Consider the following 25,933-nt stretch of genomic DNA (forward strand, 5'->3'; position numbering starts at 1 on the left):
AGGAAAATGAGACTCGAGTTTTCAATTTATCGCTATAACCCGGATGTTGATGATGCTCCGCGTATGCAGGATTACACCCTGGAAGCGGAAGAAGGTCGCGACATGATGCTGCTGGATGCGCTTATCCAGCTGAAAGAGAAAGATCCCAGCCTGTCGTTCCGTCGCTCCTGCCGTGAAGGTGTGTGTGGTTCCGACGGTCTGAACATGAACGGCAAGAATGGTCTGGCCTGTATTACCCCGATTTCGGCACTCAACCAGCCGGGCAAGAAGATTGTAATTCGTCCGTTGCCAGGTTTACCGGTGATCCGCGATTTGGTGGTAGACATGGGACAATTCTATGCGCAATATGAGAAAATTAAGCCTTACTTGTTGAATAATGGACAAAATCTACCAGCTCGTGAGCATTTACAAATGCCCGAGCAACGTGAAAAACTCGACGGGCTGTATGAATGTATTCTCTGCGCATGTTGTTCAACCTCTTGTCCGTCTTTCTGGTGGAATCCCGATAAGTTTATCGGTCCTGCAGGCTTGTTAGCGGCGTATCGTTTCCTGATTGATAGCCGTGATACTGAGACTGACAGCCGCCTCGACGGTTTGAGTGATGCATTCAGTGTATTCCGCTGTCACAGCATCATGAACTGCGTCAGTGTATGTCCGAAAGGGCTGAACCCGACGCGCGCCATCGGTCATATCAAGTCGATGTTGTTGCAACGTAATGCGTAATGTCCTGGCCTGATGGCCAAGGCAAAAATGTGCACGAACGGTTCCCTCTCCCTGGAAGGGCGAGGGGGAAAATCGAGCCTGCGTTAACAATTAAGCAGGTTTGTTAGAAACCGTAGGCCTGATAAGACGCGCAAGCGTCGCATCAGGCAACCAGCGCCGGATGCGGCGTGAATGCCTTATCCGGTCTACAAAAGAAATGCAGGAAATCTTTAAAAACTGCCCCTGACACTAAGACAGTTTTTAAAGGTTCCTTAGCGGACGCAGAAAATACGACAAGTCCGCAACAAGTGAACCCCGGCACGCACATCACTGTGCGTGGTAGTATCCACGGCGAAGTAAGCATAAAAAAGATGCTTAAGGGATCACGATGCAGAACAGCGCTTTGAAAGCCTGGTTGGACTCTTCTTACCTCTCTGGCGCAAACCAGAGCTGGATAGAACAGCTCTATGAAGACTTCTTAACCGATCCTGACTCGGTTGACGCTAACTGGCGTTCGACGTTCCAGCAGTTACCTGGTACGGGAGTCAAACCGGATCAATTCCACTCTCAAACGCGTGAATATTTCCGCCGCCTGGCGAAAGACGCTTCACGTTACTCTTCAACGATCTCCGACCCTGACACCAATGTGAAGCAGGTTAAAGTCCTGCAGCTCATTAACGCATACCGCTTCCGTGGTCACCAACATGCGAATCTCGATCCGCTGGGACTGTGGCAGCAAGATAAGGTGGCCGATCTGGATCCGTCTTTCCACGATCTGACCGAAGCAGACTTCCAGGAGACCTTCAACGTCGGTTCATTTGCCAGCGGCAAAGAGACCATGAAACTCGGCGAGCTGCTGGAAGCCCTGAAGCAAACCTACTGCGGCCCGATTGGCGCCGAGTATATGCACATTACCAGCACCGAAGAAAAACGCTGGATCCAACAGCGTATCGAGTCTGGTCGCGCGACGTTCAATAGCGAAGAGAAAAAACGCTTCTTAAGCGAACTGACCGCCGCTGAAGGCCTTGAACGTTACCTTGGCGCAAAATTCCCTGGCGCAAAACGCTTCTCGCTGGAAGGCGGCGACGCGTTAATCCCGATGCTTAAAGAGATGATCCGCCACGCTGGCAACAGCGGCACCCGTGAAGTGGTTCTCGGGATGGCGCACCGTGGTCGTCTGAACGTGCTGGTGAACGTGCTGGGTAAAAAACCGCAAGACTTGTTCGACGAGTTTGCCGGTAAACATAAAGAACACCTCGGCACAGGTGACGTGAAATACCACATGGGCTTCTCGTCTGACTTCCAGACCGATGGCGGCCTGGTGCACCTCGCGCTGGCGTTTAACCCGTCTCACCTTGAGATTGTAAGCCCGGTAGTTATCGGTTCTGTTCGTGCCCGTCTGGACAGACTTGATGAGCCGAGCAGCAACAAAGTGCTGCCAATCACCATCCACGGTGACGCCGCAGTGACCGGGCAGGGCGTGGTTCAGGAAACCCTGAACATGTCGAAGGCGCGTGGCTATGAAGTTGGCGGTACGGTACGTATCGTTATCAACAACCAGGTTGGCTTCACCACCTCTAACCCGCTGGATGCCCGTTCTACGCCGTACTGTACGGATATCGGTAAGATGGTTCAGGCACCGATTTTCCACGTTAACGCGGACGATCCGGAAGCCGTTGCCTTTGTGACCCGTCTGGCGCTCGATTTCCGTAACACCTTTAAACGTGATGTCTTCATCGACCTGGTATGCTACCGCCGTCACGGCCACAACGAAGCCGACGAGCCGAGCGCAACCCAGCCGCTGATGTATCAGAAAATCAAAAAACATCCGACACCGCGCAAAATCTACGCTGACAAGCTGGAGCAGGAAAAAGTCGCGACGCTGGAAGATGCCACCGAGATGGTTAACCTGTACCGCGATGCGCTGGATGCGGGTGATTGCGTGGTGGCAGAGTGGCGTCCGATGAACATGCACTCCTTCACCTGGTCGCCGTACCTCAACCACGAATGGGACGAAGAGTACCCGAACAAAGTTGAGATGAAGCGCCTGCAGGAGTTGGCTAAACGCATCAGTACGGTGCCAGAAGCCATTGAAATGCAGTCTCGTGTTGCCAAGATTTATGGCGACCGTCAGGCAATGGCGGCTGGTGAAAAACTGTTCGACTGGGGCGGCGCGGAAAACCTCGCTTACGCCACACTGGTTGATGAAGGCATTCCGGTTCGCCTGTCGGGTGAAGACTCTGGTCGCGGTACGTTCTTCCACCGCCACGCGGTGATCCACAACCAGTCCAACGGTTCCACTTACACGCCGCTGCAACATATTCATAACGGCCAGGGCGCGTTCCGTGTCTGGGACTCCGTACTGTCTGAAGAAGCAGTGCTGGCGTTTGAATATGGTTATGCCACCGCAGAACCACGCACTCTGACCATCTGGGAAGCACAGTTCGGTGACTTCGCCAACGGCGCACAGGTGGTTATCGACCAGTTTATCTCCTCTGGCGAACAGAAATGGGGCCGGATGTGTGGCCTGGTGATGTTGCTGCCGCACGGTTACGAAGGGCAGGGGCCGGAGCACTCCTCCGCGCGTCTGGAACGTTATCTGCAACTTTGCGCTGAGCAAAACATGCAGGTGTGCGTACCGTCTACCCCGGCACAGGTTTACCACATGCTGCGTCGTCAGGCGCTGCGCGGGATGCGTCGTCCGCTGGTCGTGATGTCGCCGAAATCGCTGCTGCGTCATCCGCTGGCGGTCTCCAGCCTCGAAGAACTGGCGAACGGCACCTTCCTGCCAGCCATCGGTGAAATCGACGAGCTTGATCCGAAGGGCGTGAAGCGCGTAGTGATGTGTTCTGGTAAGGTTTATTACGACCTGTTGGAACAACGCCGTAAGAATAATCAACACGATGTCGCCATTGTGCGTATCGAGCAACTCTACCCGTTCCCGCATAAAGCGATGCAGGAAGTGTTGCAGCAGTTTGCTCACGTCAAGGATTTTGTCTGGTGCCAGGAAGAGCCGCTCAACCAGGGCGCATGGTACTGCAGCCAGCATCATTTCCGCGAAGTGATTCCGTTTGGGGCTTCTCTGCGTTATGCAGGCCGCCCGGCCTCCGCCTCTCCGGCGGTAGGGTATATGTCCGTTCACCAGAAACAGCAACAAGATCTGGTTAATGACGCGCTGAACGTCGAATAAATAAAGGATACATAATGAGTAGCGTAGATATTCTGGTCCCTGACCTGCCTGAATCCGTAGCCGATGCCACCGTCGCAACCTGGCATAAAAAACCCGGCGACGCAGTCGTACGTGATGAAGTGCTGGTAGAAATCGAAACTGACAAAGTGGTACTGGAAGTACCGGCATCAGCAGACGGCATTCTGGATGCGGTTCTGGAAGATGAAGGTACAACCGTAACGTCTCGTCAGATCCTTGGTCGCCTGCGTGAAGGCAACAGCGCCGGTAAAGAAACCAGTGCCAAATCTGAAGAGAAAGCGTCCACTCCGGCGCAACGCCAGCAGGCGTCTCTGGAAGAGCAAAACAACGATGCGTTAAGCCCGGCGATCCGTCGTCTGCTGGCTGAACACAACCTCGACGCCAGCGCGATTAAAGGCACTGGTGTCGGTGGTCGTCTGACCCGTGAAGATGTGGAAAAACATCTGGCGAAAGCCCCGGCGAAAGAGTCTGCACCGGCAGTTGCTGCTCCGGCGGCGCAACCGGCACTGGCTGCACGTAGCGAAAAACGTGTACCAATGACTCGCCTGCGTAAGCGTGTGGCAGAGCGTCTGCTGGAAGCGAAAAACTCCACCGCCATGCTGACCACGTTCAACGAAGTCAACATGAAGCCGATTATGGATCTGCGTAAGCAGTACGGTGAAGCGTTTGAAAAACGCCACGGCATCCGTCTGGGCTTTATGTCTTTCTACGTGAAAGCGGTGGTTGAAGCCCTGAAACGTTACCCGGAAGTGAATGCTTCTATCGATGGCGATGATGTGGTTTACCACAACTATTTCGACGTCAGCATGGCGGTTTCTACACCGCGCGGTCTGGTGACGCCGGTTCTGCGTGATGTCGATACCCTCGGCATGGCAGATATCGAGAAGAAAATCAAAGAGTTGGCTGTTAAAGGCCGTGACGGTAAGCTGACGGTTGAAGATCTGACCGGTGGTAACTTCACCATCACCAACGGTGGTGTGTTCGGTTCCCTGATGTCTACGCCTATCATCAACCCGCCGCAGAGCGCAATTCTGGGTATGCACGCTATCAAAGATCGTCCGATGGCCGTGAATGGTCAGGTTGAGATCCTGCCGATGATGTACCTGGCGCTGTCCTACGATCACCGTCTGATCGATGGTCGCGAATCCGTAGGCTTCCTGGTAACCATCAAAGAGTTGCTGGAAGATCCGACGCGTCTGCTGCTGGACGTGTAGTAGTTTAAGCCTCACCTGCACTGTAGACCGGATAAGGGATCGCCCTCTTCGGCAATGGAAGCCTGATGCGACGCTAACGCGTCTTATCAGGCCTACGGGTGACCGACAATGCCCGGTAGCGATACGTCATACTCGGTCTACGGTTTAAAAGATAACGATTACTAAAGGATGGACAGAACACATGAACTTACATGAATACCAGGCAAAACAACTTTTTGCCCGCTATGGCTTACCGGCGCCAGTGGGTTATGCCTGTACTACTCCGCGCGAAGCAGAAGAAGCCGCTTCAAAAATCGGTGCTGGTCCGTGGGTAGTGAAATGTCAGGTTCACGCTGGTGGCCGTGGTAAAGCGGGCGGTGTGAAAGTTGTAAACAGCAAAGAAGATATCCGTGCTTTTGCAGAAAACTGGCTGGGTAAACGTCTGGTAACGTATCAAACAGACGCCAATGGCCAACCGGTTAACCAGATTCTGGTTGAAGCAGCGACCGATATCGCTAAAGAGCTGTATCTCGGTGCTGTTGTTGACCGTAGTTCCCGTCGCGTGGTCTTTATGGCCTCCACCGAAGGCGGCGTGGAAATCGAAAAAGTGGCGGAAGAAACCCCGCACCTGATCCACAAAGTTGCGCTTGATCCGCTGACTGGCCCGATGCCGTATCAGGGACGCGAGCTGGCGTTCAAACTGGGTCTGGAAGGTAAACTGGTTCAGCAGTTCACCAAAATCTTCATGGGTCTGGCGACCATTTTCCTTGAGCGCGACCTGGCGCTTATCGAAATCAACCCGCTGGTTATTACCAAACAGGGCGATCTTGTCTGCCTCGACGGCAAACTGGGCGCTGACGGTAACGCACTGTTCCGCCAGCCTGATCTGCGCGAAATGCGCGACCAGTCGCAGGAAGATCCGCGTGAAGCGCAGGCTGCTCAGTGGGAACTGAACTATGTTGCGCTGGACGGTAACATCGGTTGTATGGTTAACGGCGCAGGTCTGGCGATGGGTACGATGGACATCGTTAAACTGCACGGCGGCGAACCGGCTAACTTCCTGGACGTTGGCGGCGGCGCAACCAAAGAACGCGTAACCGAAGCGTTCAAAATCATCCTCTCTGACGACAAAGTGAAAGCCGTTCTGGTTAACATCTTCGGCGGTATCGTTCGTTGCGACCTGATCGCTGACGGTATCATCGGCGCGGTAGCGGAAGTGGGTGTTAACGTACCGGTTGTGGTACGTCTGGAAGGTAACAACGCCGAACTCGGCGCGAAGAAACTGGCTGACAGCGGCCTGAATATTATTGCAGCAAAAGGTCTGACGGATGCAGCTCAGCAGGTTGTTGCCGCAGTGGAGGGGAAATAATGTCCATTTTAATTGATAAAAACACTAAGGTTATCTGCCAGGGCTTTACCGGTAGCCAGGGGACTTTCCACTCTGAACAGGCCATTGCATACGGCACTAAAATGGTTGGCGGCGTAACCCCAGGTAAAGGCGGCACTACCCACCTCGGCCTGCCGGTATTCAACACCGTGCGTGAAGCCGTTGCCGCCACTGGCGCTACCGCTTCTGTTATCTATGTACCAGCGCCGTTCTGCAAAGACTCCATTCTGGAAGCCATCGACGCAGGCATCAAACTGATTATCACCATCACTGAAGGCATCCCGACGCTGGATATGCTGACTGTGAAAGTGAAACTGGATGAAGCGGGCGTTCGTATGATTGGCCCGAACTGCCCGGGCGTAATCACTCCGGGTGAATGCAAAATCGGTATTCAGCCGGGTCACATTCACAAACCGGGTAAAGTGGGTATCGTTTCCCGTTCCGGTACACTGACCTATGAAGCGGTTAAACAGACCACGGATTACGGTTTCGGTCAGTCTACCTGTGTCGGTATCGGCGGCGATCCGATCCCTGGCTCTAACTTTATCGACATTCTCGAAATGTTCGAAAAAGATCCGCAGACTGAAGCGATCGTGATGATCGGTGAGATCGGCGGTAGCGCCGAAGAAGAAGCGGCTGCGTACATCAAAGAGCACGTCACCAAGCCAGTTGTTGGTTACATTGCCGGTGTGACTGCGCCGAAAGGCAAACGTATGGGTCATGCTGGCGCTATCATTGCCGGTGGTAAAGGGACTGCGGATGAGAAATTCGCCGCTCTGGAAGCCGCAGGCGTGAAAACTGTTCGCAGCCTGGCTGATATCGGTGAAGCACTGAAAACTGTTCTGAAATAAATATCTGTAATAAGAAATAGCCCTCGCCGCTTCCCTCTACAGGAATGGCGAAGGGCTGTCGGTTTCGACATGGTTGGCCATCTTATGATGGCCTTTTTTGTTTTTATTCGGGCGCTAATCTGAAAAGCTTTCCCGCTGCTTTTTTTCCCATCCCTTGCGCAATAATGCCCGGCGAAATATCTCTTCTCCATTCAGTAAAAGGATTTATACATGAAGACAATTATTCTGCCGGTTGCTCTGACCCTGATGGGTATAAATGCGGACGTTTATGCGGCCGATGTAAAGATCGATATTTTAAGTGCGACAGTGAAAGATAAACGCATTGAGGGGGCATCGGTGACGCTGCAACGCAATGGCGCACAATCCGTTTCTGGCACCACAAATGCATCGGGCAGCGTTAGTCTGGGTTCTTCATTTGCTGATGATCAAGATGCGTTATTAATCGTCAAAAAAGACGGTTACTCCAATCTTTTAACGACACCACATTAGACGTCAGTGATTTAGCCACTGTGATAACGCCAGCGACAGGTACTTCAACTCCGGCTTCGCCTGCGATGCAAAACAGTGGCGATACTCAACTGGCAAGAAAATATAATCGTGAAGGTGAAGCTGTTTACAAAACCGGTCAACTTGAGCAAGCCATTCAACTCTTCCAACAGGCAACAGAATTAGACGGCAATTACGGACAGGCATTTAGTAACCTGGGTCTGGCTTATCAGAAAAATGGCAACATAGCAGAAGCGATTTGGGCAAATCGTAAAGCGATCTCGTTAGCCAGTGGAGCAAATGCGGCGACAACGCGCGCTAACTCCTATTATAACATTGCTAAAATTTATGAAATCGCAGGTCAGAACGCCGATGCCTTGCAGCATTATCAACTGTCGTATGCGGAAAAAAATAAGCCCTCTTATGAAGAAGCTATCGCACGTGTAAAAGCAAAAATGTAAATCAGCTGTATTTTGAGGGCAACTGATGATGCCCACTGTTTACGAACATTTTATTTTCCGGTTACACAGTTTCCTGATTTGACCTGCGTGAGAGGCGCAGGTCATTAATCATTTCAAACGTGAACTACGGTCGAAAATATTATTTCAGTATGAATTAATATATATTTTTTTTGGGGCTTTATAAGTAGCTGGTGCTTCTTTACAATGCGATTGTATAAAAAACTTTTTTAATATAATTAGTTATATCACTCGATGTACTACTGAATTATCAACTATTACTTTAAGGTTCAGTAGTCGTAAAGCTGTATCTCCAGATAACTAAATTTCTGACATCTTACAACATCATCATCTTCAAATAGTTAATTTTAGAATATTACACTGCTAAAACAGGTAAAATAAAGCAATCTATTAGATGTTGCAGAACAACCTTGATTCCAACGGCGAAATCGCTGCTGCTCATATGGAGCTGAATATCACTCAGTTCATGCTTGATGAGTCGATATCGCTATATCCATAGATAGAGGAGAGTACAATCGCATCAACGCCAATCACATGTGTTGCTTTCTTCATGGGGAGTCCTCTGTAAGGCAGAGAGTTAATATTTTTTAGACAAGGTAGCGTGTATCCGAGAATATCCGGTGTTTTCTAACGCCTGGTTATAATTCCGTTTGGTTGTTTCGTATCACTGCTATAACAATTTCTCTTGATTTTCAATCGTTGAGCGAATCATTGAATACCGATCGGGAAATATCAATACCATATATAATTTCTTTTGAAAATTCTTGTTCTATCTGACTATACCGAAGACATCTATTTCTTTTCGTGATTATTACCAGAAAAACAATAAGTGACGGATTTACAGTATGTTGCTCATAAAGACAACAATCAATTAACTTTGATAAAAATTTGTTATGTGAAATAGCAACAAATTGGCTACTCTAATCAATTAGGATTACAAAAAGCCGATAAGGCGGCTCTGTTAAATAAAATACTGGTTTTTTATCTATATATTTCCATGTCGGTAATTTTACTGTGTTATTTGGTTACAATAAATTAACAATAAAATTACTAGTGGCTCATGATTTACACATAATTAACATATCCGATTGATTTTGATATAAATCAATTTTTAATTCTTGAAAAAAATCTGCAAAACGAGATAAATTGTCGTAGATCAAATTGGTGAGATGGTGACAATTTCGCTATAAATTGATCACTGTCGAAAAATGCAATTTTGCTCAATAAAAACCTGTTTATTGTAAGGATTTTGCGGCGTAATATAATTACGGGATCAATTTGGTTTATTCATTAACATATTTGTAACTTTTTTATCATTGTCTTTCCTCTTTTGATGAAATGGCAACGGTAGGGGCGAGCAAATAATTTTGTATTGGGGCATGCGTGTGACCCTTTCTAACGGGGTTCACTCTCGGAGTCTTCATGCGATGAGCAAGGAGTCATGATGTTAGATATAGTCGAACTGTCGCGCTTACAGTTTGCCTTGACCGCGATGTACCACTTCCTTTTTGTGCCGCTGACGCTCGGTATGGCGTTCCTGCTGGCCATCATGGAAACGGTTTACGTCCTTTCCGGCAAACAGATTTATAAAGATATGACCAAGTTCTGGGGCAAGTTGTTTGGTATCAACTTTGCTCTGGGTGTGGCAACCGGTCTGACCATGGAGTTCCAGTTCGGGACTAACTGGTCTTACTATTCCCACTATGTAGGGGATATCTTCGGTGCGCCGCTGGCAATCGAAGGTCTGATGGCCTTCTTCCTCGAATCCACCTTTGTAGGTCTGTTCTTCTTCGGTTGGGATCGTCTGGGTAAAGTTCAGCATATGTGTGTCACCTGGCTGGTGGCGCTCGGTTCAAACCTGTCCGCACTGTGGATTCTGGTTGCGAACGGCTGGATGCAAAACCCAATCGCGTCCGATTTCAATTTCGAAACTATGCGTATGGAGATGGTGAGCTTCTCCGAGCTGGTGCTTAACCCGGTTGCTCAGGTGAAATTCGTTCACACTGTAGCGTCTGGTTATGTGACTGGCGCGATGTTCATCCTCGGTATCAGCGCATGGTATATGCTGAAAGGTCGTGACTTCGCCTTCGCAAAACGCTCCTTTGCTATTGCTGCCAGCTTCGGTATGGCTGCCGTCCTGTCTGTTATTGTTCTGGGTGATGAATCTGGTTACGAAATGGGCGATGTGCAGAAAACCAAACTGGCTGCTATTGAAGCCGAGTGGGAAACTCAACCTGCGCCCGCCGCCTTTACTCTGTTTGGTATTCCTGATCAGGAAGAGCAGACGAACAAATTTGCGATCCAGATCCCTTACGCGCTGGGTATTATCGCAACGCGTTCCGTGGATACACCGGTTATCGGCCTGAAAGAACTGATGGTGCAGCACGAAGAACGTATTCGTAACGGGATGAAAGCGTACTCTCTGCTCGAACAACTGCGTTCTGGTTCCACCGATCAGGCTGTACGTGACCAGTTCAATAGCATGAAGAAAGACCTCGGTTACGGTCTGCTGCTGAAACGCTATACGCCAAACGTGGCAGATGCGACTGAAGCGCAGATTCAACAGGCAACCAAAGACTCCATTCCACGTGTAGCGCCGCTGTACTTTGCGTTCCGTATCATGGTGGCGTGTGGCTTCTTGCTGCTGGCAATCATCGCGCTCTCTTTCTGGAGTGTCATCCGCAACCGCATTGGCGAGAAAAAATGGCTGCTGCGCGCTGCGCTGTACGGTATTCCGCTGCCGTGGATTGCTGTAGAGGCGGGCTGGTTCGTTGCTGAATATGGTCGTCAACCGTGGGCTATCGGTGAAGTGTTGCCTACCGCAGTAGCGAACTCGTCGCTGACTGCAGGCGATCTCATCTTCTCGATGGTGCTGATTTGCGGCCTGTATACCCTGTTCCTGGTGGCAGAATTGTTCTTAATGTTCAAATTTGCACGCCTTGGCCCAAGCAGCCTGAAAACCGGTCGCTATCACTTTGAGCAGTCTTCAACGACTACTCAGCCGGCACGCTAAGACAGGAGTCGTCAAATGATCGATTATGAAGTATTGCGTTTTATCTGGTGGCTGCTGGTTGGCGTTCTGCTGATTGGTTTTGCAGTCACTGACGGTTTCGACATGGGGGTGGGGATGCTCACCCGTTTCCTCGGTCGTAACGACACCGAGCGTCGAATTATGATTAACTCTATCGCGCCACACTGGGACGGTAACCAGGTATGGCTGATCACCGCAGGCGGCGCGCTGTTCGCTGCCTGGCCGATGGTCTATGCCGCTGCGTTCTCCGGCTTCTATGTCGCGATGATCCTCGTGCTGGCGTCTTTGTTCTTCCGTCCGGTCGGTTTTGATTACCGTTCCAAGATTGAAGACACCCGTTGGCGCAACATGTGGGATTGGGGCATCTTCGTAGGTAGCTTCGTTCCACCGCTGGTGATTGGCGTAGCATTCGGTAACCTGTTGCAGGGCGTACCGTTCAACGTGGATGAGTATCTGCGTCTGTATTACACCGGTAACTTCTTCCAGTTGCTTAACCCGTTCGGCCTGCTGGCAGGTGTGGTGAGCGTAGGGATGATCATTACTCAGGGCGCGACCTATCTGCAGATGCGTACCGTGGGCGAACTGCACCTGCGTACCCGTGCAACAGCTCAGGTGGCGGCGCTGGTGACACTGGTCTGCTTCGCACTGGCTGGCGTATGGGTGATGTACGGTATCGACGGTTATGTCGTTAAATCGACAATGGACCATTACGCAGCATCTAACCCGCTGAATAAAGAAGTTGTTCGTGAAGCTGGCGCATGGTTGGTGAACTTCAACAATATGCCGATTCTGTGGGCTATTCCGGCGCTGGGTGTTGTTCTGCCGCTGCTGACCATCCTGACTGCACGTATGGATAAAGCCGCGTGGGCGTTTGTGTTCTCCTCCCTGACGCTGGCCTGCATTATCCTGACTGCCGGTATCGCAATGTTCCCGTTTGTGATGCCGTCCAGCACCATGATGAACGCAAGTCTGACAATGTGGGATGCAACTTCCAGCCAGCTGACTCTTAACGTCATGACCTGGGTTGCGGTGGTTCTGGTTCCGATCATTCTTCTCTACACCATCTGGTGTTACTGGAAAATGTTCGGACGTATCACCAAAGAAGATATTGAACGTAACACCCACTCTCTGTACTAAGTAAGGAGCTAATAATGTGGTATTTCGCATGGATTCTGGGAACGCTTCTTGCCTGTTCATTTGGGGTAATCACCGCGCTGGCGCTTGAGCACATCGAATCAGGTAAAGCCGGTCAAGAAGACAGCTAATGAGCAAGATTATCGCAACCTTGTATGCGGTAATGGACAAGCGCCCTCTGCGGGCGCTTTCCTTCGTGATGGCGCTTCTGTTAGCAGGATGTATGTTTTGGGATCCATCACGTTTCGCCGCGAAGACCAGTGAACTGGAAATCTGGCATGGTTTATTGCTGATGTGGGCCGTCTGTGCTGGCGTGATTCACGGCGTGGGTTTTCGTCCGCAGAAGGTTCTTTGGCAAGGGATTTTTTGCCCACTGCTTGCCGATATTGTTCTCATTGTCGGGCTGATTTTCTTCTTCTTTTAAATCAGAATTCTCTTTAAAAATTTATGGACCTTCAACAGTCCATAAATTTTTACGCTCCCTTAACTTGCCCTCATTCCCAAACCTCAATCGCACGCGTATAGTAGCAGCGTTTAAAAGTTCTAACTTTTGTTGCATTACCGGGATGTAAAGTGAATACAACGCTGTTTCGATGGCCGGTTCGCGTCTACTATGAAGATACCGATGCCGGTGGTGTGGTGTACCACGCCAGTTACATCGCTTTTTATGAAAGAGCACGCACAGAGATGCTGCGTCACCATCACTTCAGTCAACAGGCGCTGATGGCTGAGCGTGTTGCCTTCGTGGTACGTAAAATGACGGTGGAATATTACGCACCTGCACGGCTCGACGATATGCTCGAAATACAGACTGAAATAACATCAATGCGTGGCACCTCTTTGGTTTTCACGCAACGTATTGTCAACGCTGAGAATACTCTGCTGAATGAAGCCGAGGTTCTGATTGTTTGCGTTGACCCACTCAAAATGAAGCCTCGTGCGCTTCCTAAGTCTATTGTCGCGGAGTTTAAGCAGTGACTGACATGAATATCCTTGATTTGTTCCTGAAGGCTAGCCTTCTGGTTAAACTTATCATGTTGATTTTGATTGGTTTTTCAATCGCATCCTGGGCCATTATTATCCAGCGGACCCGTATTCTGAACGCTGCGGCGCGTGAAGCCGAAGCGTTTGAAGATAAATTCTGGTCTGGAATCGAACTTTCTCGCCTCTATCAGGAGAGCCAGGGAAAACGGGATAATCTCACTGGTTCGGAACAAATCTTTTACAGCGGGTTCAAAGAATTTGTGCGCCTGCATCGTGCCAATAGCCATGCGCCGGAAGCCGTAGTAGAAGGGGCCTCACGAGCGATGCGTATCTCGATGAACCGTGAACTGGAAAATCTGGAAACGCACATTCCATTCCTCGGTACGGTAGGTTCCATCAGTCCATATATTGGTCTGTTTGGTACAGTCTGGGGGATCATGCATGCCTTTATCGCTCTTGGCGCAGTGAAGCAGGCAACGCTGCAAATGGTTGCGCCCGGTATCGCAGAAGCGTTGATTGCGACGGCAATTGGTCTGTTCGCCGCAATTCCAGCGGTAATGGCTTATAACCGCCTCAACCAGCGCGTAAACAAACTGGAACTGAATTACGACAACTTTATGGAAGAGTTTACCGCGATTCTGCACCGCCAGGCGTTTACCGTTAGTGAGAGCAACAAGGGGTAAGCCATGGCCAGAGCGCGTGGACGAGGTCGTCGCGATCTCAAGTCCGAAATCAACATTGTTCCGTTGCTGGACGTACTGCTGGTGCTGTTGCTGATCTTTATGGCGACAGCGCCCATCATTACCCAGAGCGTGGAGGTCGATCTGCCAGACGCTACTGAATCGCAGGCGGTGAGCAGTAACGATAACCCGCCAGTGATTGTTGAAGTGTCTGGTATTGGTCAGTACACCGTGGTGGTTGAGAAAGATCGTCTGGAGCGTTTACCCCCAGAGCAGGTGGTGGCGGAAGTGTCCAGCCGTTTCAAGGCTAATCCGAAAACGGTCTTTCTGATCGGTGGCGCAAAAAATGTGCCTTACGATGAAATAATTAAAGCACTGAACTTGTTACATAGTGCGGGTGTGAAATCGGTTGGTTTAATGACGCAGCCTATCTAAGCATCTGCGTTTCCCTTGCTTGAAAGAGAGCGGGTAACAAGCGAACAGTTTTTGGGAACCGAGAGTGTCAAAGGCAACCGAACAAAACGACAAGCTCAAGCGGGCGATAATTATTTCAGCAGTGCTGCATGTCATCTTATTTGCGGCGCTGATCTGGAGTTCGTTCGATGAGAATATAGAAGCTTCAGCCGGAGGCGGCGGTGGTTCGTCCATCGACGCGGTAATGGTTGACTCAGGTGCGGTAGTTGAGCAGTACAAACGTATGCAAAGCCAGGAATCAAGCGCGAAGCGTTCCGAAGAGCAGCGCAAGATGAAGGAACAGCAGGCTGCAGAAGAACTGCGTGAGAAACAAGCGGCTGAACAGGAACGCCTGAAGCAACTTGAGAAAGAGCGGTTAGCTGCTCAGGAACAGAAAAAGCAGGCTGAAGAAGCCGCTAAACAGGCCGAGTTAAAGCAGAAGCAAGCGGAAGAGGCGGCAGCGAAAGCGGCAGCAGATGCCAAAGCGAAGGCCGAAGCGGATGCCAAAGCAGCCGCAGAAGCTGCGAAGAAAGCGGCTGCAGACGCGAAGAAAAAAGCGGAAGCAGAAGCCGCCAAAGCCGCTGCTGAAGCACAGAAAAAAGCCGAGGCTGAAGCCGCTAAAGCTGCTGCGGCGCTGAAGAAGAAGGCGGAAGCAGCAGAAGCCGCAGCAGCAGAAGCGAGAAAAAAAGCGGCTGCCGAAGCTGCTGAAAAAGCGAAGGCCGAAGCTGAGAAGAAAGCAGCGGCAGAAAAAGCTGCTGCTGATAAGAAAGCGGCAGCAGAGAAAGCCGCAGCAGAGAAAAAAGCAGCAGAAAAAGCGGCTGCTGAAAAGGCTGCTGCTGATAAGAAAGCAGCTGCAGAAAAAGCCGCCGCAGACAAAAAAGCGGCAGCGGCAAAAGCAGCCGCTGAAAAAGCCGCTGCAGCAAAAGCTGCCGCAGAGGCAGATGATATTTTCGGTGAGCTAAGCTCTGGTAAGAATGCACCGAAAACCGGTGGTGGTGCGAAAGGGAACAATGCTTCGCCTGCCGGGAGTGGTAATACTAAAAACAATGGCGCATCAGGCGCAGATATCAATAACTATGCCGGGCAGATTAAATCTGCTATCGAAAGTAAGTTCTATGACGCATCGTCCTATGCAGGCAAAACCTGTACGCTGCGCATAAAACTGGCGCCAGATGGTATGTTACTGGATATCAAACCTGAAGGTGGCGATCCCGCACTTTGTCAGGCTGCGTTGGCAGCAGCTAAACTTGCGAAGATCCCGAAACCACCAAGCCAGGCAGTATATGAAGTGTTCAAAAACGCACCATTGGACTTCAAGCCGTAATCGCGATGTTGACCGTCACGGCGGTTAACATCAAACATCGGTTGTCGCTGGGTTCTGGTAGTTTTGTGTATTTGAGTTTGTTAACATTCTGCTAAATTATCGTGGGCTATCTGTCCAGATAAGGGAGATATGATGAAGCAGGCATTACGAGTAGCATTTGGTTTTCTCATACTGTGGGCATCAGTTCTGCACGCTGAAGTCCGCATTGTGATCGACAGCGGTGTAGATTCCGGTCGTCCTATTGGTGTAGTTCCTTTCCAGTGGGCAGGCCCTGGCGCGGCACCCGAAGATATTGGTGGCATCGTTGCTGCTGACTTGCGTAACAGCGGTAAGTTTAATCCGTTAGATCGCGCTCGTCTGCCACAGCAGCCGGGTAGTGCGCAAGAAGTTCAACCTGCTGCATGGTCTGCATTGGGCATTGATGCTGTCGTTGTAGGTCAGGTCACTCCGAATCCTGACGGCTCTTACAATGTTGCTTATCAGCTGGTTGATACCGGCGGTGCGCCGGGTACTGTACTTGCTCAGAACTCATATAAAGTTAACAAGCAATGGCTGCGTTATGCTGGTCATACCGCCAGTGACGAAGTGTTTGAAAAACTGACCGGCATTAAAGGTGCGTTCCGTACCCGTATTGCCTACGTTGTTCAGACCAATGGCGGTCAGTTCCCGTATGAACTGCGCGTATCTGACTATGACGGTTACAACCAGTTTGTGGTTCATCGCTCACCGCAGCCGCTGATGTCTCCGGCGTGGTCACCGGATGGCTCTAAACTGGCATATGTCACCTTCGAAAGCGGTCGTTCCGCGCTGGTCATCCAGACGCTGGCAAATGGTGCTGTACGTCAGGTAGCCTCATTCCCTCGTCACAATGGTGCGCCTGCATTCTCGCCAGACGGCAGCAAGCTGGCATTCGCTCTGTCGAAAACCGGTAGCCTGAACCTGTACGTAATGGATTTAGCTTCTGGTCAGATTCGTCAGGTGACTGATGGTCGCAGCAACAACACCGAACCGACCTGGTTCCCGGACAGCCAGAACCTGGCATTTACTTCTGACCAGGCCGGTCGTCCACAGGTTTATAAAGTGAATATCAACGGCGGTGCGCCACAACGTATTACCTGGGAAGGTTCGCAGAACCAGGATGCGGATGTCAGCAGCGACGGTAAATTTATGGTAATGGTCAGCTCCAATGGTGGGCAGCAGCACATTGCCAAACAAGATCTGGCAACGGGAGGCGTACAAGTTCTGTCGTCCACGTTCCTGGATGAAACGCCAAGTCTGGCACCTAACGGCACTATGGTAATCTACAGCTCTTCTCAGGGGATGGGATCCGTGCTGAATTTGGTTTCTACAGATGGGCGTTTCAAAGCGCGTCTTCCGGCAACTGATGGACAGGTCAAATTCCCTGCCTGGTCGCCGTATCTGTGATAATAATTAATTGAATAGTAAAGGAATCATTGAAATGCAACTGAACAAAGTGCTGAAAGGGCTGATGATTGCTCTGCCTGTTATGGCAATTGCGGCATGTTCTTCCAACAAGAACGCCAGCAATGACGGCAGCGAAGGCATGCTGGGTGCCGGCACTGGTATGGATGCGAACGGCGGCAACGGCAACATGTCTTCCGAAGAGCAGGCTCGTCTGCAAATGCAACAGCTGCAGCAGAACAACATCGTTTACTTCGATCTGGACAAGTACGATATCCGTTCTGACTTCGCTCAAATGCTGGATGCACATGCAAACTTCCTGCGTAGCAACCCGTCTTACAAAGTCACCGTAGAAGGTCACGCGGACGAACGTGGTACTCCGGAATACAACATCTCCCTGGGTGAACGTCGTGCGAACGCCGTTAAGATGTACCTGCAGGGTAAAGGCGTTTCTGCAGACCAGATCTCCATCGTTTCTTACGGTAAAGAAAAACCTGCAGTACTGGGTCATGACGAAGCGGCATACTCCAAAAACCGTCGTGCGGTACTGGTTTACTAAGAGAATTGCATGAGCAGTAACTTCAGACATCAACTATTGAGTCTGTCGTTACTGGTTGGTATAGCGGCCCCCTGGGCCGCTTTTGCTCAGGCACCAATCAGTAGTGTCGGCTCAGGCTCGGTCGAAGACCGCGTCACTCAACTTGAGCGTATTTCAAATGCTCACAGCCAGCTTTTAACCCAACTCCAGCAACAACTCTCTGATAATCAATCCGATATTGATTCCCTGCGCGGTCAGATTCAGGAAAATCAGTATCAACTGAATCAGGTCGTGGAGCGGCAAAAGCAGATCCTGTTGCAGATCGACAGCCTCAGCAGCGGTGGTGCAGCGGCGCAATCAACCAGCGGTGATCAAAGCGGTGCGGCGGCATCAACGACGCCGACAGCTGATGCTGGTACTGCGAATGCTGGCGCGCCGGTGAAAAGCGGCGATGCAAACACGGATTACAATGCAGCAATTGCGCTGGTGCAGGATAAATCCCGCCAGGATGACGCAATGGTGGCATTTCAGAATTTCATCAAAAATTACCCTGATTCAACTTACCTGCCAAACGCCAATTATTGGCTGGGTCAGTTAAACTACAACAAGGGTAAAAAAGATGATGCGGCGTACTATTTTGCTTCGGTAGTAAAAAACTATCCGAAGTCGCCAAAGGCTGCAGATGCGATGTTTAAAGTCGGTGTCATCATGCAGGACAAAGGTGACACCGCAAAAGCGAAAGCCGTATACCAGCAGGTTATCAGTAAATACCCTGGTACTGATGGCGCTAAACAGGCACAAAAACGTCTGAACGCGATGTAATGCATAACACACGACCAGAAGTCGCATTATTTCTGGTCGTGTCGTGCGAATCATAAGCAGTTGAGTGATCTACATCGAAATTTTTGTTGCGCTCAAGTCTGAAATCAGTAATATATGCCGCCGTTGCCACGGGATATCAAACAAACCGAAAGCAACGAAAAAGTGGGTCGTTAGCTCAGTTGGTAGAGCAGTTGACTTTTAATCAATTGGTCGCAGGTTCGAATCCTGCACGACCCACCACTAACATAGTTAGTTGTAGTATCCAGCGTAGTATCGGGTGATTAGCTCAGCTGGGAGAGCACCTCCCTTACAAGGAGGGGGTCGGCGGTTCGATCCCGTCATCACCCACCACCGGGTCGTTAGCTCAGTTGGTAGAGCAGTTGACTTTTAATCAATTGGTCGCAGGTTCGAATCCTGCACGACCCACCACTAATTACGGTGGGTTCGGTGGAAGTAGTTTGTAGTATCCAGCGCAGTATCGGGTGATTAGCTCAGCTGGGAGAGCACCTCCCTTACAAGGAGGGGGTCGGCGGTTCGATCCCGTCATCACCCACCACTCGGGTCGTTAGCTCAGTTGGTAGAGCAGTTGACTTTTAATCAATTGGTCGCAGGTTCGAATCCTGCACGACCCACCAATTTTAACATCAAACTCAGATGTTAAGCGTGAAGGATAACGTTGCGCCAGCAACGGCTCGTAGGGCGAGCGAAGCGAGTCATCCTGCACGACACACCAATTTTAAAGATTGGTTCCGAGTAGAAATCTTTCAGGTAACACCCGTATGGGTCGTTAGCTCAGTTGGTAGAGCAGTTGACTTTTAATCAATTGGTCGCAGGTTCGAATCCTGCACGACCCACCATCCTGAATGATTAAAGCAGCATAATCCCGCAAGGGGTCGTTAGCTCAGTTGGTAGAGCAGTTGACTTTTAATCAATTGGTCGCAGGTTCGAATCCTGCACGACCCACCAATGTAAAAAAGCGCCCTAAAGGCGCTTTTTTGCTATCTGAGATATTCAAAGATTCGAACCTGCAGCAGGTTCGAGTTGAGCGCAGCGAAACAACGGAGCCGCTCGCGGCGACGGCCCGAAGGGCGAGCGAAGCGAGTCATCCTGCACGACCCACCAATGTAAAAAAGCGCCCTAAAGGCGCTTTTTTGCTATCTGAGATATTCAAAGATTCGAACCTGCAGCAGGTTCGAGTTGAGCGCAGCGAAACAACGGAGCCGCTCGCGGCGACGGCCCGAAGGGCGAGCGAAGCGAGTCATCCTGCACGACCCACCAATGCAAAAAAGCGCCCTAAAGGCGCTTTTTTGCTATTCAGGCATCTCTCAATTTCAATTCTTGACCCTGATGACATACTCCGCGCTTGCTGCGTAAACAACTCTACGTCGGAGGAATAAGACGCAAAGTGTGGCATTCGGCATCTCATACGTAATTCGAGTGACTTTTCCCCACCATTCGACTATCTTGTTTAGCATATAAAACAAATTTCACCGATAACAGCGAATATTACGCTCATGTCGGTTTTAACGTTAAGCCTGTAAAACGAGATGGTAAGATGAGCGTGATGTTTGATCCAGACACGGCGATTTATCCTTTCCCCCCGAAGCCGACGCCGTTAAGCATTGATGAAAAAGCGTATTACCGCGAGAAGATAAAACGTCTGCTAAAAGAACGTAATGCGGTGATGGTTGCCCATTACTATACCGATCCCGAAATTCAACAACTGGCAGAAGAAACCGGTGGCTGTATTTCTGATTCTCTGGAAATGGCGCGCTTCGGTGCAAAGCATCCCGCTTCTACGTTGTTAGTCGCTGGGGTGAGATTTATGGGAGAAACCGCCAAAATTCTCAGTCCGGAAAAAACAATTCTGATGCCGACACTTCAGGCTGAATGTTCACTGGATCTCGGCTGCCCTGTTGAAGAATTTAACGCATTTTGCGATGCCCATCCCGATCATACTGTCGTCGTCTACGCCAACACTTCTGCTGCGGTAAAAGCGCGGGCAGATTGGGTGGTAACTTCAAGCATTGCCGTCGAACTTATTGATCATCTGGATAGTTTGGGTGAAAAAATCATCTGGGCACCCGACAAACATCTGGGACGTTACGTGCAAAAACAGACGGGCGCAGACATTTTATGCTGGCAGGGTGCCTGCATTGTGCATGATGAATTTAAGACTCAGGCGTTAACCCGCTTGCAAGAAGAATACCCGGATGCTGCCATACTGGTGCATCCAGAATCACCACAAGCTATTGTCGATATGGCAGATGCGGTCGGTTCCACCAGTCAACTGATCGCTGCTGCGAAAACATTGCCACATCAGCGGCTTATCGTGGCAACCGATCGGGGCATTTTCTACAAAATGCAGCAGGCGGTGCCAGATAAAGAGTTACTGGAAGCACCAACCGCAGGTGAGGGCGCAACCTGCCGCAGCTGCGCGCATTGTCCGTGGATGGCCATGAATGGCCTTCAGGCCATCGCAGAGGCATTAGAAGAGGAAGGAAGCAATCACGAGGTTCATGTTGATGAAAGGCTGCGAGAGAGGGCGCTAGTGCCGCTCAATCGTATGCTGGAATTTGCGGCTACACTACGTGGATAACGAATAATAAGGCGTAACGTTACGCTTTGGGGGAAAGATGGATTTTTTTAGTGTACAGAATATCCTGGTACATATACCAATAGGGGCAGGCGGTTATGATCTCTCATGGATCGAAGCGGTAGGCACGATCGCCGGGTTGCTGTGTATTGGCCTTGCCAGTCTGGAGAAGATCAGCAACTACTTCTTTGGCCTGATCAACGTCACCTTGTTTGGCATTATTTTCTTTCAGATTCAGCTGTATGCCAGCCTGCTATTACAGGTGTTTTTCTTTGCCGCGAATATTTACGGCTGGTATGCGTGGTCGCGACAAACCAGTCAGAACGAGGCGGAGTTGAAAATTCGCTGGTTACCATTGCCGAAGGCATTAACCTGGCTGGCGGTTTGTGTCATTGCTATTGGTCTGATGACGGTATTTATCAATCCGGTGTTTGCATTTTTGACCCGCGTGGCAGTCATGATCATGCAAGCATTAGGATTAGAGGTTGCGATGCCTGAACTGCAACCGGACGCTTTCCCGTTCTGGGATTCATGCATGATGGTGTTATCTATCGTGGCAATGATTCTGATGACGCGTAAGTATGTGGAAAACTGGCTGTTGTGGGTGATTATTAACGTGATTAGCGTCGTTATTTTTGCACTTCAGGGCGTTTACGCCATGTCTCTGGAGTACATCATCCTGACCTTTATTGCCCTCAACGGCAGCCGGATGTGGATCAACAGCGCACGCGAAAGAGGTTCACGCGCGCTGTCCCATTAATGGTGATGATGTGAATGGCCAGACACCCCTTCATTCAGGTGGCAGTCTGACCCATGACAAGGTTGATATTCCATCTGAATAGTGGCGTGCTCAATCTGATAGTGATCCATCAGGTAGTGTTGGATCTGATCTAACAAGGCATCGTGATCGTGTGGCGGGATCACCTGCACATGCAGCGTCATCACCGGCTTCTCGCCTACCATCCATACATGTACATGGTGCACATTGCGGACTTCCGGGATTTCCCGGCACATACGACGCTTCAGTTCGGCGATATCCAGCGATACCGGTGCACCTTCAAGTAATTCATTCACGCTATCTTTCAACAGTCGCCACGCGCTACGCAGAACCAGAAGCGACACCAGTATTGAGAGAATGGGGTCAGCAGGTGTCCAGCCGGTCCAGATAATAATCAACGCGGCAATAATAGCCCCAACCGAACCCAGCAGGTCCCCGAGCACATGCAGTGCCGCTGCTCGCACGTTGAGGTTTTTCTCTTCGCTGCCGTGATGAAGTAACCAGAAAGAAAGTATATTTGCCAGCAACCCAGCCACGGCAATTGCCATCATCATGCCGCCCTCGACCGGACGCGGCGTGCGGAAGCGTTCTATCGCCTCCCAGACAATCAAAATGGTAATCACCACCAGGGCGATGGCATTCACAAACGCCGCAAGCGTGGTCAATCTTAGCCAACCGAAAGTGTGGCGGATGGTGGGAGGACGACGTGAAAATTGTACGGCAAGCAGGGCGAAAAGCAGGGCGGCAGTATCGGTCAACATATGACCCGCGTCGGCCAGCAACGCCAGAGAGCCTGAGAGAAAACCGCCAATAACCTCAACCAGCATAAACCCGGCAGTCACGCCGAAAGCATACAACAAGCGACGAGCATTATTATCTTCTGGCAGGTGTGAGGAAGCGTGTGAGTGTGAGTGCGCCATGACGAGTCATCCCTTAATTTATCTCACTTAACTTTATGACATCATACTGCTTTTAGAAGGGAAAAATTAAAAAGGAGAGCCTCCGCTCTCCCATTATCAGCCATATATCCTGGCTTACTGCGTAGTACCGTCGGTTTTGGTATCGACATCACTGTTGATGCCATCACCGGTTTGTACTTTTTTATTAATGTCCGGGCAGCGACCATCTTTGCACATCGTATTTTTGTGCTCTTCATCTTTGGTCATGCCGTCATTGTCCATTGATGAACCGTTCGGGTGCAGCATGGTGCCGCCTGAGTTGTTATTAACCCCGCTATTATCAACGTTATTTGGTGCGACATTTTCACGGGCGTCCGGGGCAACCTGACCCGCATCAGCTGCGGCGTTTGCCTGGCCATTATTGGTTTGCGCTCCGCTATCGGCAGCCAGCGCGGCACCGCTGGCAAGGCTTAGAGTGGCAGTCAGAAATAGTGTGGCCAGTTTTGTCATTTTCATAGGATGCTCCTGTTATGGTCGTTATGTCGGATAACCTCTTCCAACAGTGCATTTGCAGGTGAATATCAGGTAATGGTTTAAGATTTCAGCCAGAAGAATAAATCCAGCAGAGAATCTTGAAAAAATTAATAAACAGAGAAGTTACAGTTAGAAATTGTAGGTCAGATCTCGTTTTTCGCGACAATCTGGCGTTTTTCTTGCTAATTCCAGGATTAATCCGTTCATAGTGTAAAACCCCGTTTACACATTCTGACGGAAGATATAGATTGGAGGGATTGCATTCACCAAGATAAGTATGGCAACACTGGAACAGACATGAATTATCAGAACGACGATTTACGTATCAAAGAAATCAAAGAGTTACTTCCACCTGTCGCACTGCTGGAAAAATTCCCTGCTACCGAAAATGCCGCGAATACGGTTGCCCATGCCAGAAAAGCGATCCATAAGATCCTGAAAGGTAATGATGATCGCCTGTTGGTGGTGATTGGCCCGTGTTCTATTCATGATCCCGTCGCGGCTAAAGAGTATGCCACTCGCTTGCTGGCGCTGCGTGAAGAGCTGAAAGATGAGCTGGAAATCGTTATGCGCGTCTATTTTGAAAAGCCGCGCACCACGGTGGGCTGGAAGGGGCTGATCAACGATCCGCATATGGACAACAGCTTCCAGATCAACGACGGTTTGCGCATTGCCCGTAAGTTGCTGCTCGATATTAACGACAGTGGTCTGCCAGCGGCGGGTGAATTTCTCGATATGATCACCCCGCAGTATCTCGCTGACCTGATGAGTTGGGGCGCAATTGGTGCACGTACAACCGAATCTCAGGTTCACCGCGAACTGGCGTCCGGTCTTTCTTGCCCGGTAGGTTTCAAAAATGGCACCGACGGTACGATTAAAGTGGCTATCGATGCTATTAATGCCGCCGGTGCGCCGCACTGCTTCCTGTCTGTAACCAAATGGGGGCATTCGGCGATTGTGAATACCAGCGGTAACGGCGATTGCCATATCATTCTGCGCGGCGGTAAAGAGCCTAACTACAGCGCGAAGCACGTTGCTGAGGTGAAAGAAGGGCTGAACAAAGCAGGCCTGCCAGCACAGGTGATGATCGATTTCAGCCATGCAAATTCGTCCAAACAGTTCAAAAAGCAGATGGATGTTTGTGCTGACGTTTGCCAGCAGATTGCCGGTGGCGAAACAGCCATTATTGGCGTGATGGTGGAAAGCCATCTGGTGGAAGGCAATCAGAGCCTCGAGAGCGGGGAGCCGCTGGCCTACGGTAAGAGCATCACCGATGCCTGCATCGGCTGGGAAGATACCGATGCTCTGTTACGTCAACTGGCGAATGCAGTAAAAGCGCGTCGCGGGTAAGGTTTAATTGTCGGATGCACCGCCAGAGTGGCGTATCCGATTAATCACTGTAGGCATGATAAGACGCGCAGCGTCGCATCAGGCAATGTGCTCCATTGTTAGCAACAAAAAAGCCGACTCACTTGCAGTCGGCTTTCTCATTTTTAAACGAATGACGTTTACTTCGCTTTACCCTGGTTAGCCACCGCCGCTGCTTTCGCCGCGATCTCGTCAGCATTACCCAGATAATAGCGTTTCAGTGGTTTGAAGTTCTCGTCAAACTCATAAACCAGCGGCACGCCGGTCGGAATATTCAGCTCAAGAATCTCTTCTTCGCTCATGTTATCGAGATATTTCACCAGCGCACGCAGGGAGTTACCATGAGCGGCGATGATCACGCGCTCACCGCTCTTCATACGCGGCAGAATGGTTTCATTCCAGTAAGGGATCACGCGGTCAATGGTCAGCGCCAGACTTTCAGTCAGCGGCAGTTCTTTCTCGCTCAGTTTCGCGTAACGCGGATCGTGACCCGGATAACGCTCATCATCTTTAGTCAGTTCCGGCGGAGTCACTGCAAAACCACGACGCCACTGTTTCACCTGCTCGTCGCCATACTTTTCAGCGGTTTCTGCTTTGTTCAGACCCTGCAACGCACCGTAGTGACGTTCGTTCAGTTTCCAGGATTTCTCAACGGGCAGCCATGCCTGATCCAGTTCGTCCAGCACATTCCACAGGGTATGGATAGCGCGTTTCAGCACAGAGGTGTAAGCAAAGTCAAAGCTGTAACCTTCCTCTTTCAGCAGCTTACCTGCTGCTTTTGCTTCGCTTACGCCTTTCTCAGACAGATCCACGTCGTACCAACCGGTGAAACGGTTTTCTTTGTTCCACTGACTTTCGCCATGACGAACCAGAACCAGCTTAGTTACAGCCATATACTTACTCCTCAAATCATCTTTTAATGATAATAATTCTCATTATATTGCCGTGGCGAAGCAACAGCAATGCTTACGCATAACCATAGCGAAAATAGTGTCGCAGTGTAAGGTTGTTGTGAATATTGAGTTGCAAATATGTCGGTGTTTGCTGGTGATTTGAACAATATG

The 25,933-nt window shown here is 50.3% G+C and carries 22 protein-coding genes, 7 tRNA genes, 2 other RNA genes and 1 pseudogene; 29 read left to right on the top strand and 3 right to left on the bottom strand.

The window, feature by feature from the left end:
- The first annotated feature begins 6 nt into the window (after positions 1-6).
- The 28 genes and pseudogenes from sdhB (at position 7) to pnuC (ending at position 22,050) form a co-directional block, all read left to right on the top strand.
- The gene (gene sdhB / locus A7Z06_RS15290) at positions 7-723 is read left to right on the top strand and encodes a succinate dehydrogenase iron-sulfur subunit SdhB (RefSeq protein ID WP_001235258.1); all 717 of its coding nucleotides are present in this window, start codon (positions 7-9) and stop codon (positions 721-723) included.
- Between the two features lie 367 nt (positions 724-1,090).
- Complete coding sequence (gene sucA, locus A7Z06_RS15295) at positions 1,091-3,892, top strand: 2-oxoglutarate dehydrogenase E1 component (RefSeq protein ID WP_001181468.1); 2,802 nt, start codon at positions 1,091-1,093, stop codon at positions 3,890-3,892.
- A 14-nt stretch (positions 3,893-3,906) separates the two neighbouring features.
- Entirely contained in the window at positions 3,907-5,124 is a 1,218-nt protein-coding gene (odhB, locus tag A7Z06_RS15300; protein ID WP_032224967.1) for a 2-oxoglutarate dehydrogenase complex dihydrolipoyllysine-residue succinyltransferase, read from the top strand.
- 181 nt (positions 5,125-5,305) lie between these two features.
- Positions 5,306-6,472: an ADP-forming succinate--CoA ligase subunit beta gene (sucC, locus tag A7Z06_RS15305; RefSeq protein WP_001048608.1), complete on the top strand. Its 1,167-nt coding sequence runs from the start codon at positions 5,306-5,308 to the stop codon at positions 6,470-6,472.
- Positions 6,472-7,341, top strand: a complete 870-nt coding sequence (sucD, locus tag A7Z06_RS15310; RefSeq protein ID WP_000025458.1) for a succinate--CoA ligase subunit alpha — start codon at positions 6,472-6,474, stop codon at positions 7,339-7,341. The genes sucC and sucD overlap by 1 nt, the downstream gene beginning before the upstream one ends.
- Positions 7,342-7,587: 246 nt before the next feature.
- Positions 7,588-8,288 (top strand): annotated as a pseudogene (locus tag A7Z06_RS15315) (tetratricopeptide repeat protein).
- Between the two features lie 1,462 nt (positions 8,289-9,750).
- Positions 9,751-11,319: a cytochrome ubiquinol oxidase subunit I gene (gene cydA, locus A7Z06_RS15320; RefSeq protein WP_010345240.1), complete on the top strand. Its 1,569-nt coding sequence runs from the start codon at positions 9,751-9,753 to the stop codon at positions 11,317-11,319.
- A gap of 15 nt (positions 11,320-11,334) precedes the next feature.
- Complete coding sequence (gene cydB / locus A7Z06_RS15325) at positions 11,335-12,474, top strand: cytochrome d ubiquinol oxidase subunit II (RefSeq protein ID WP_000568270.1); 1,140 nt, start codon at positions 11,335-11,337, stop codon at positions 12,472-12,474.
- A gap of 14 nt (positions 12,475-12,488) precedes the next feature.
- Positions 12,489-12,602 carry a cytochrome bd-I oxidase subunit CydX gene (gene cydX / locus A7Z06_RS15330; protein WP_000270281.1) on the top strand — a complete coding sequence of 38 codons (114 nt, stop codon included), beginning with the start codon at positions 12,489-12,491 and terminating at the stop codon, positions 12,600-12,602.
- Positions 12,602-12,895, top strand: a complete 294-nt coding sequence (ybgE, locus tag A7Z06_RS15335) for a cyd operon protein YbgE (RefSeq protein ID WP_000034602.1) — start codon at positions 12,602-12,604, stop codon at positions 12,893-12,895. The genes cydX and ybgE overlap by 1 nt, the downstream gene beginning before the upstream one ends.
- 149 nt (positions 12,896-13,044) lie before the next feature.
- On the top strand, positions 13,045-13,449 hold the full coding sequence (ybgC, locus tag A7Z06_RS15340; RefSeq protein ID WP_001098372.1) for a tol-pal system-associated acyl-CoA thioesterase: 405 nt from the start codon (positions 13,045-13,047) through the stop codon (positions 13,447-13,449).
- Entirely contained in the window at positions 13,446-14,138 is a 693-nt protein-coding gene (gene tolQ / locus A7Z06_RS15345) for a Tol-Pal system protein TolQ (RefSeq protein WP_000131314.1), read from the top strand. Before ybgC ends, tolQ begins: the two co-directional genes overlap by 4 nt.
- A 3-nt stretch (positions 14,139-14,141) precedes the next feature.
- The gene (gene tolR, locus A7Z06_RS15350; protein ID WP_000090099.1) at positions 14,142-14,570 is read left to right on the top strand and encodes a colicin uptake protein TolR; all 429 of its coding nucleotides are present in this window, start codon (positions 14,142-14,144) and stop codon (positions 14,568-14,570) included.
- 64 nt (positions 14,571-14,634) lie between these two features.
- A complete protein-coding gene (tolA, locus tag A7Z06_RS15355; RefSeq protein ID WP_000030705.1) occupies positions 14,635-15,912 on the top strand; it encodes a cell envelope integrity protein TolA in 1,278 nt (425 codons plus the stop codon).
- A gap of 132 nt (positions 15,913-16,044) precedes the next feature.
- The gene (gene tolB, locus A7Z06_RS15360; RefSeq protein WP_001295307.1) at positions 16,045-17,337 is read left to right on the top strand and encodes a Tol-Pal system beta propeller repeat protein TolB; all 1,293 of its coding nucleotides are present in this window, start codon (positions 16,045-16,047) and stop codon (positions 17,335-17,337) included.
- Between the two features lie 34 nt (positions 17,338-17,371).
- Complete coding sequence (pal, locus tag A7Z06_RS15365; RefSeq protein ID WP_001295306.1) at positions 17,372-17,893, top strand: peptidoglycan-associated lipoprotein Pal; 522 nt, start codon at positions 17,372-17,374, stop codon at positions 17,891-17,893.
- Positions 17,894-17,902: 9 nt separating this feature from the next.
- Complete coding sequence (gene cpoB / locus A7Z06_RS15370; protein WP_000097569.1) at positions 17,903-18,694, top strand: cell division protein CpoB; 792 nt, start codon at positions 17,903-17,905, stop codon at positions 18,692-18,694.
- Between the two features lie 164 nt (positions 18,695-18,858).
- Positions 18,859-18,934 (top strand) — tRNA-Lys (locus tag A7Z06_RS15375).
- Positions 18,935-18,969: 35 nt separating this feature from the next.
- Positions 18,970-19,045: transfer RNA gene (locus tag A7Z06_RS15380), tRNA-Val, on the top strand.
- 2 nt (positions 19,046-19,047) lie between these two features.
- A tRNA-Lys gene (locus tag A7Z06_RS15385) sits at positions 19,048-19,123 on the top strand.
- A gap of 51 nt (positions 19,124-19,174) precedes the next feature.
- Positions 19,175-19,250: transfer RNA gene (locus tag A7Z06_RS15390), tRNA-Val, on the top strand.
- A 3-nt stretch (positions 19,251-19,253) separates the two neighbouring features.
- Positions 19,254-19,329: transfer RNA gene (locus A7Z06_RS15395), tRNA-Lys, on the top strand.
- 146 nt (positions 19,330-19,475) lie between these two features.
- Positions 19,476-19,551: transfer RNA gene (locus A7Z06_RS15400), tRNA-Lys, on the top strand.
- 33 nt (positions 19,552-19,584) lie between these two features.
- Positions 19,585-19,660 (top strand) — tRNA-Lys (locus tag A7Z06_RS15405).
- 24 nt (positions 19,661-19,684) lie between these two features.
- Positions 19,685-19,816: non-coding RNA, RtT sRNA (locus A7Z06_RS15410), on the top strand.
- Between the two features lie 24 nt (positions 19,817-19,840).
- Positions 19,841-19,972, top strand: a non-coding RNA gene (locus A7Z06_RS15415) — RtT sRNA.
- 277 nt (positions 19,973-20,249) lie between these two features.
- A complete protein-coding gene (gene nadA / locus A7Z06_RS15420; RefSeq protein ID WP_000115270.1) occupies positions 20,250-21,293 on the top strand; it encodes a quinolinate synthase NadA in 1,044 nt (347 codons plus the stop codon).
- 37 nt (positions 21,294-21,330) lie between these two features.
- Positions 21,331-22,050: a nicotinamide riboside transporter PnuC gene (gene pnuC, locus A7Z06_RS15425; protein WP_000345418.1), complete on the top strand. Its 720-nt coding sequence runs from the start codon at positions 21,331-21,333 to the stop codon at positions 22,048-22,050.
- Here the strand turns inward: pnuC and zitB are convergent.
- Both zitB and A7Z06_RS15435 read right to left on the bottom strand, forming a co-directional pair.
- A complete protein-coding gene (gene zitB / locus A7Z06_RS15430) occupies positions 22,047-22,988 on the bottom strand; it encodes a CDF family zinc transporter ZitB (protein WP_000951261.1) in 942 nt (313 codons plus the stop codon). The two genes, pnuC and zitB, sit on opposite strands and share 4 nt — an antisense overlap.
- 114 nt (positions 22,989-23,102) lie before the next feature.
- Entirely contained in the window at positions 23,103-23,483 is a 381-nt protein-coding gene (locus A7Z06_RS15435) for a YbgS-like family protein (protein ID WP_000784356.1), read from the bottom strand.
- 315 nt (positions 23,484-23,798) lie between these two features.
- On the opposite strand from A7Z06_RS15435, the gene aroG reads away from it, so the two are divergent.
- On the top strand, positions 23,799-24,851 hold the full coding sequence (gene aroG, locus A7Z06_RS15445; RefSeq protein ID WP_001109199.1) for a 3-deoxy-7-phosphoheptulonate synthase AroG: 1,053 nt from the start codon (positions 23,799-23,801) through the stop codon (positions 24,849-24,851).
- A gap of 158 nt (positions 24,852-25,009) precedes the next feature.
- On the opposite strand, the gene gpmA is transcribed toward aroG, so the two are convergent.
- Positions 25,010-25,762 carry a 2,3-diphosphoglycerate-dependent phosphoglycerate mutase gene (gpmA, locus tag A7Z06_RS15450; RefSeq protein ID WP_001295305.1) on the bottom strand — a complete coding sequence of 251 codons (753 nt, stop codon included), beginning with the start codon at positions 25,760-25,762 and terminating at the stop codon, positions 25,010-25,012.
- Positions 25,763-25,933 lie beyond the last annotated feature (171 nt).

Source organism: Escherichia sp. MOD1-EC6819 (assembly GCF_002965765.1).
GTDB classification, from domain to species: domain Bacteria; phylum Pseudomonadota; class Gammaproteobacteria; order Enterobacterales; family Enterobacteriaceae; genus Escherichia; species Escherichia ruysiae.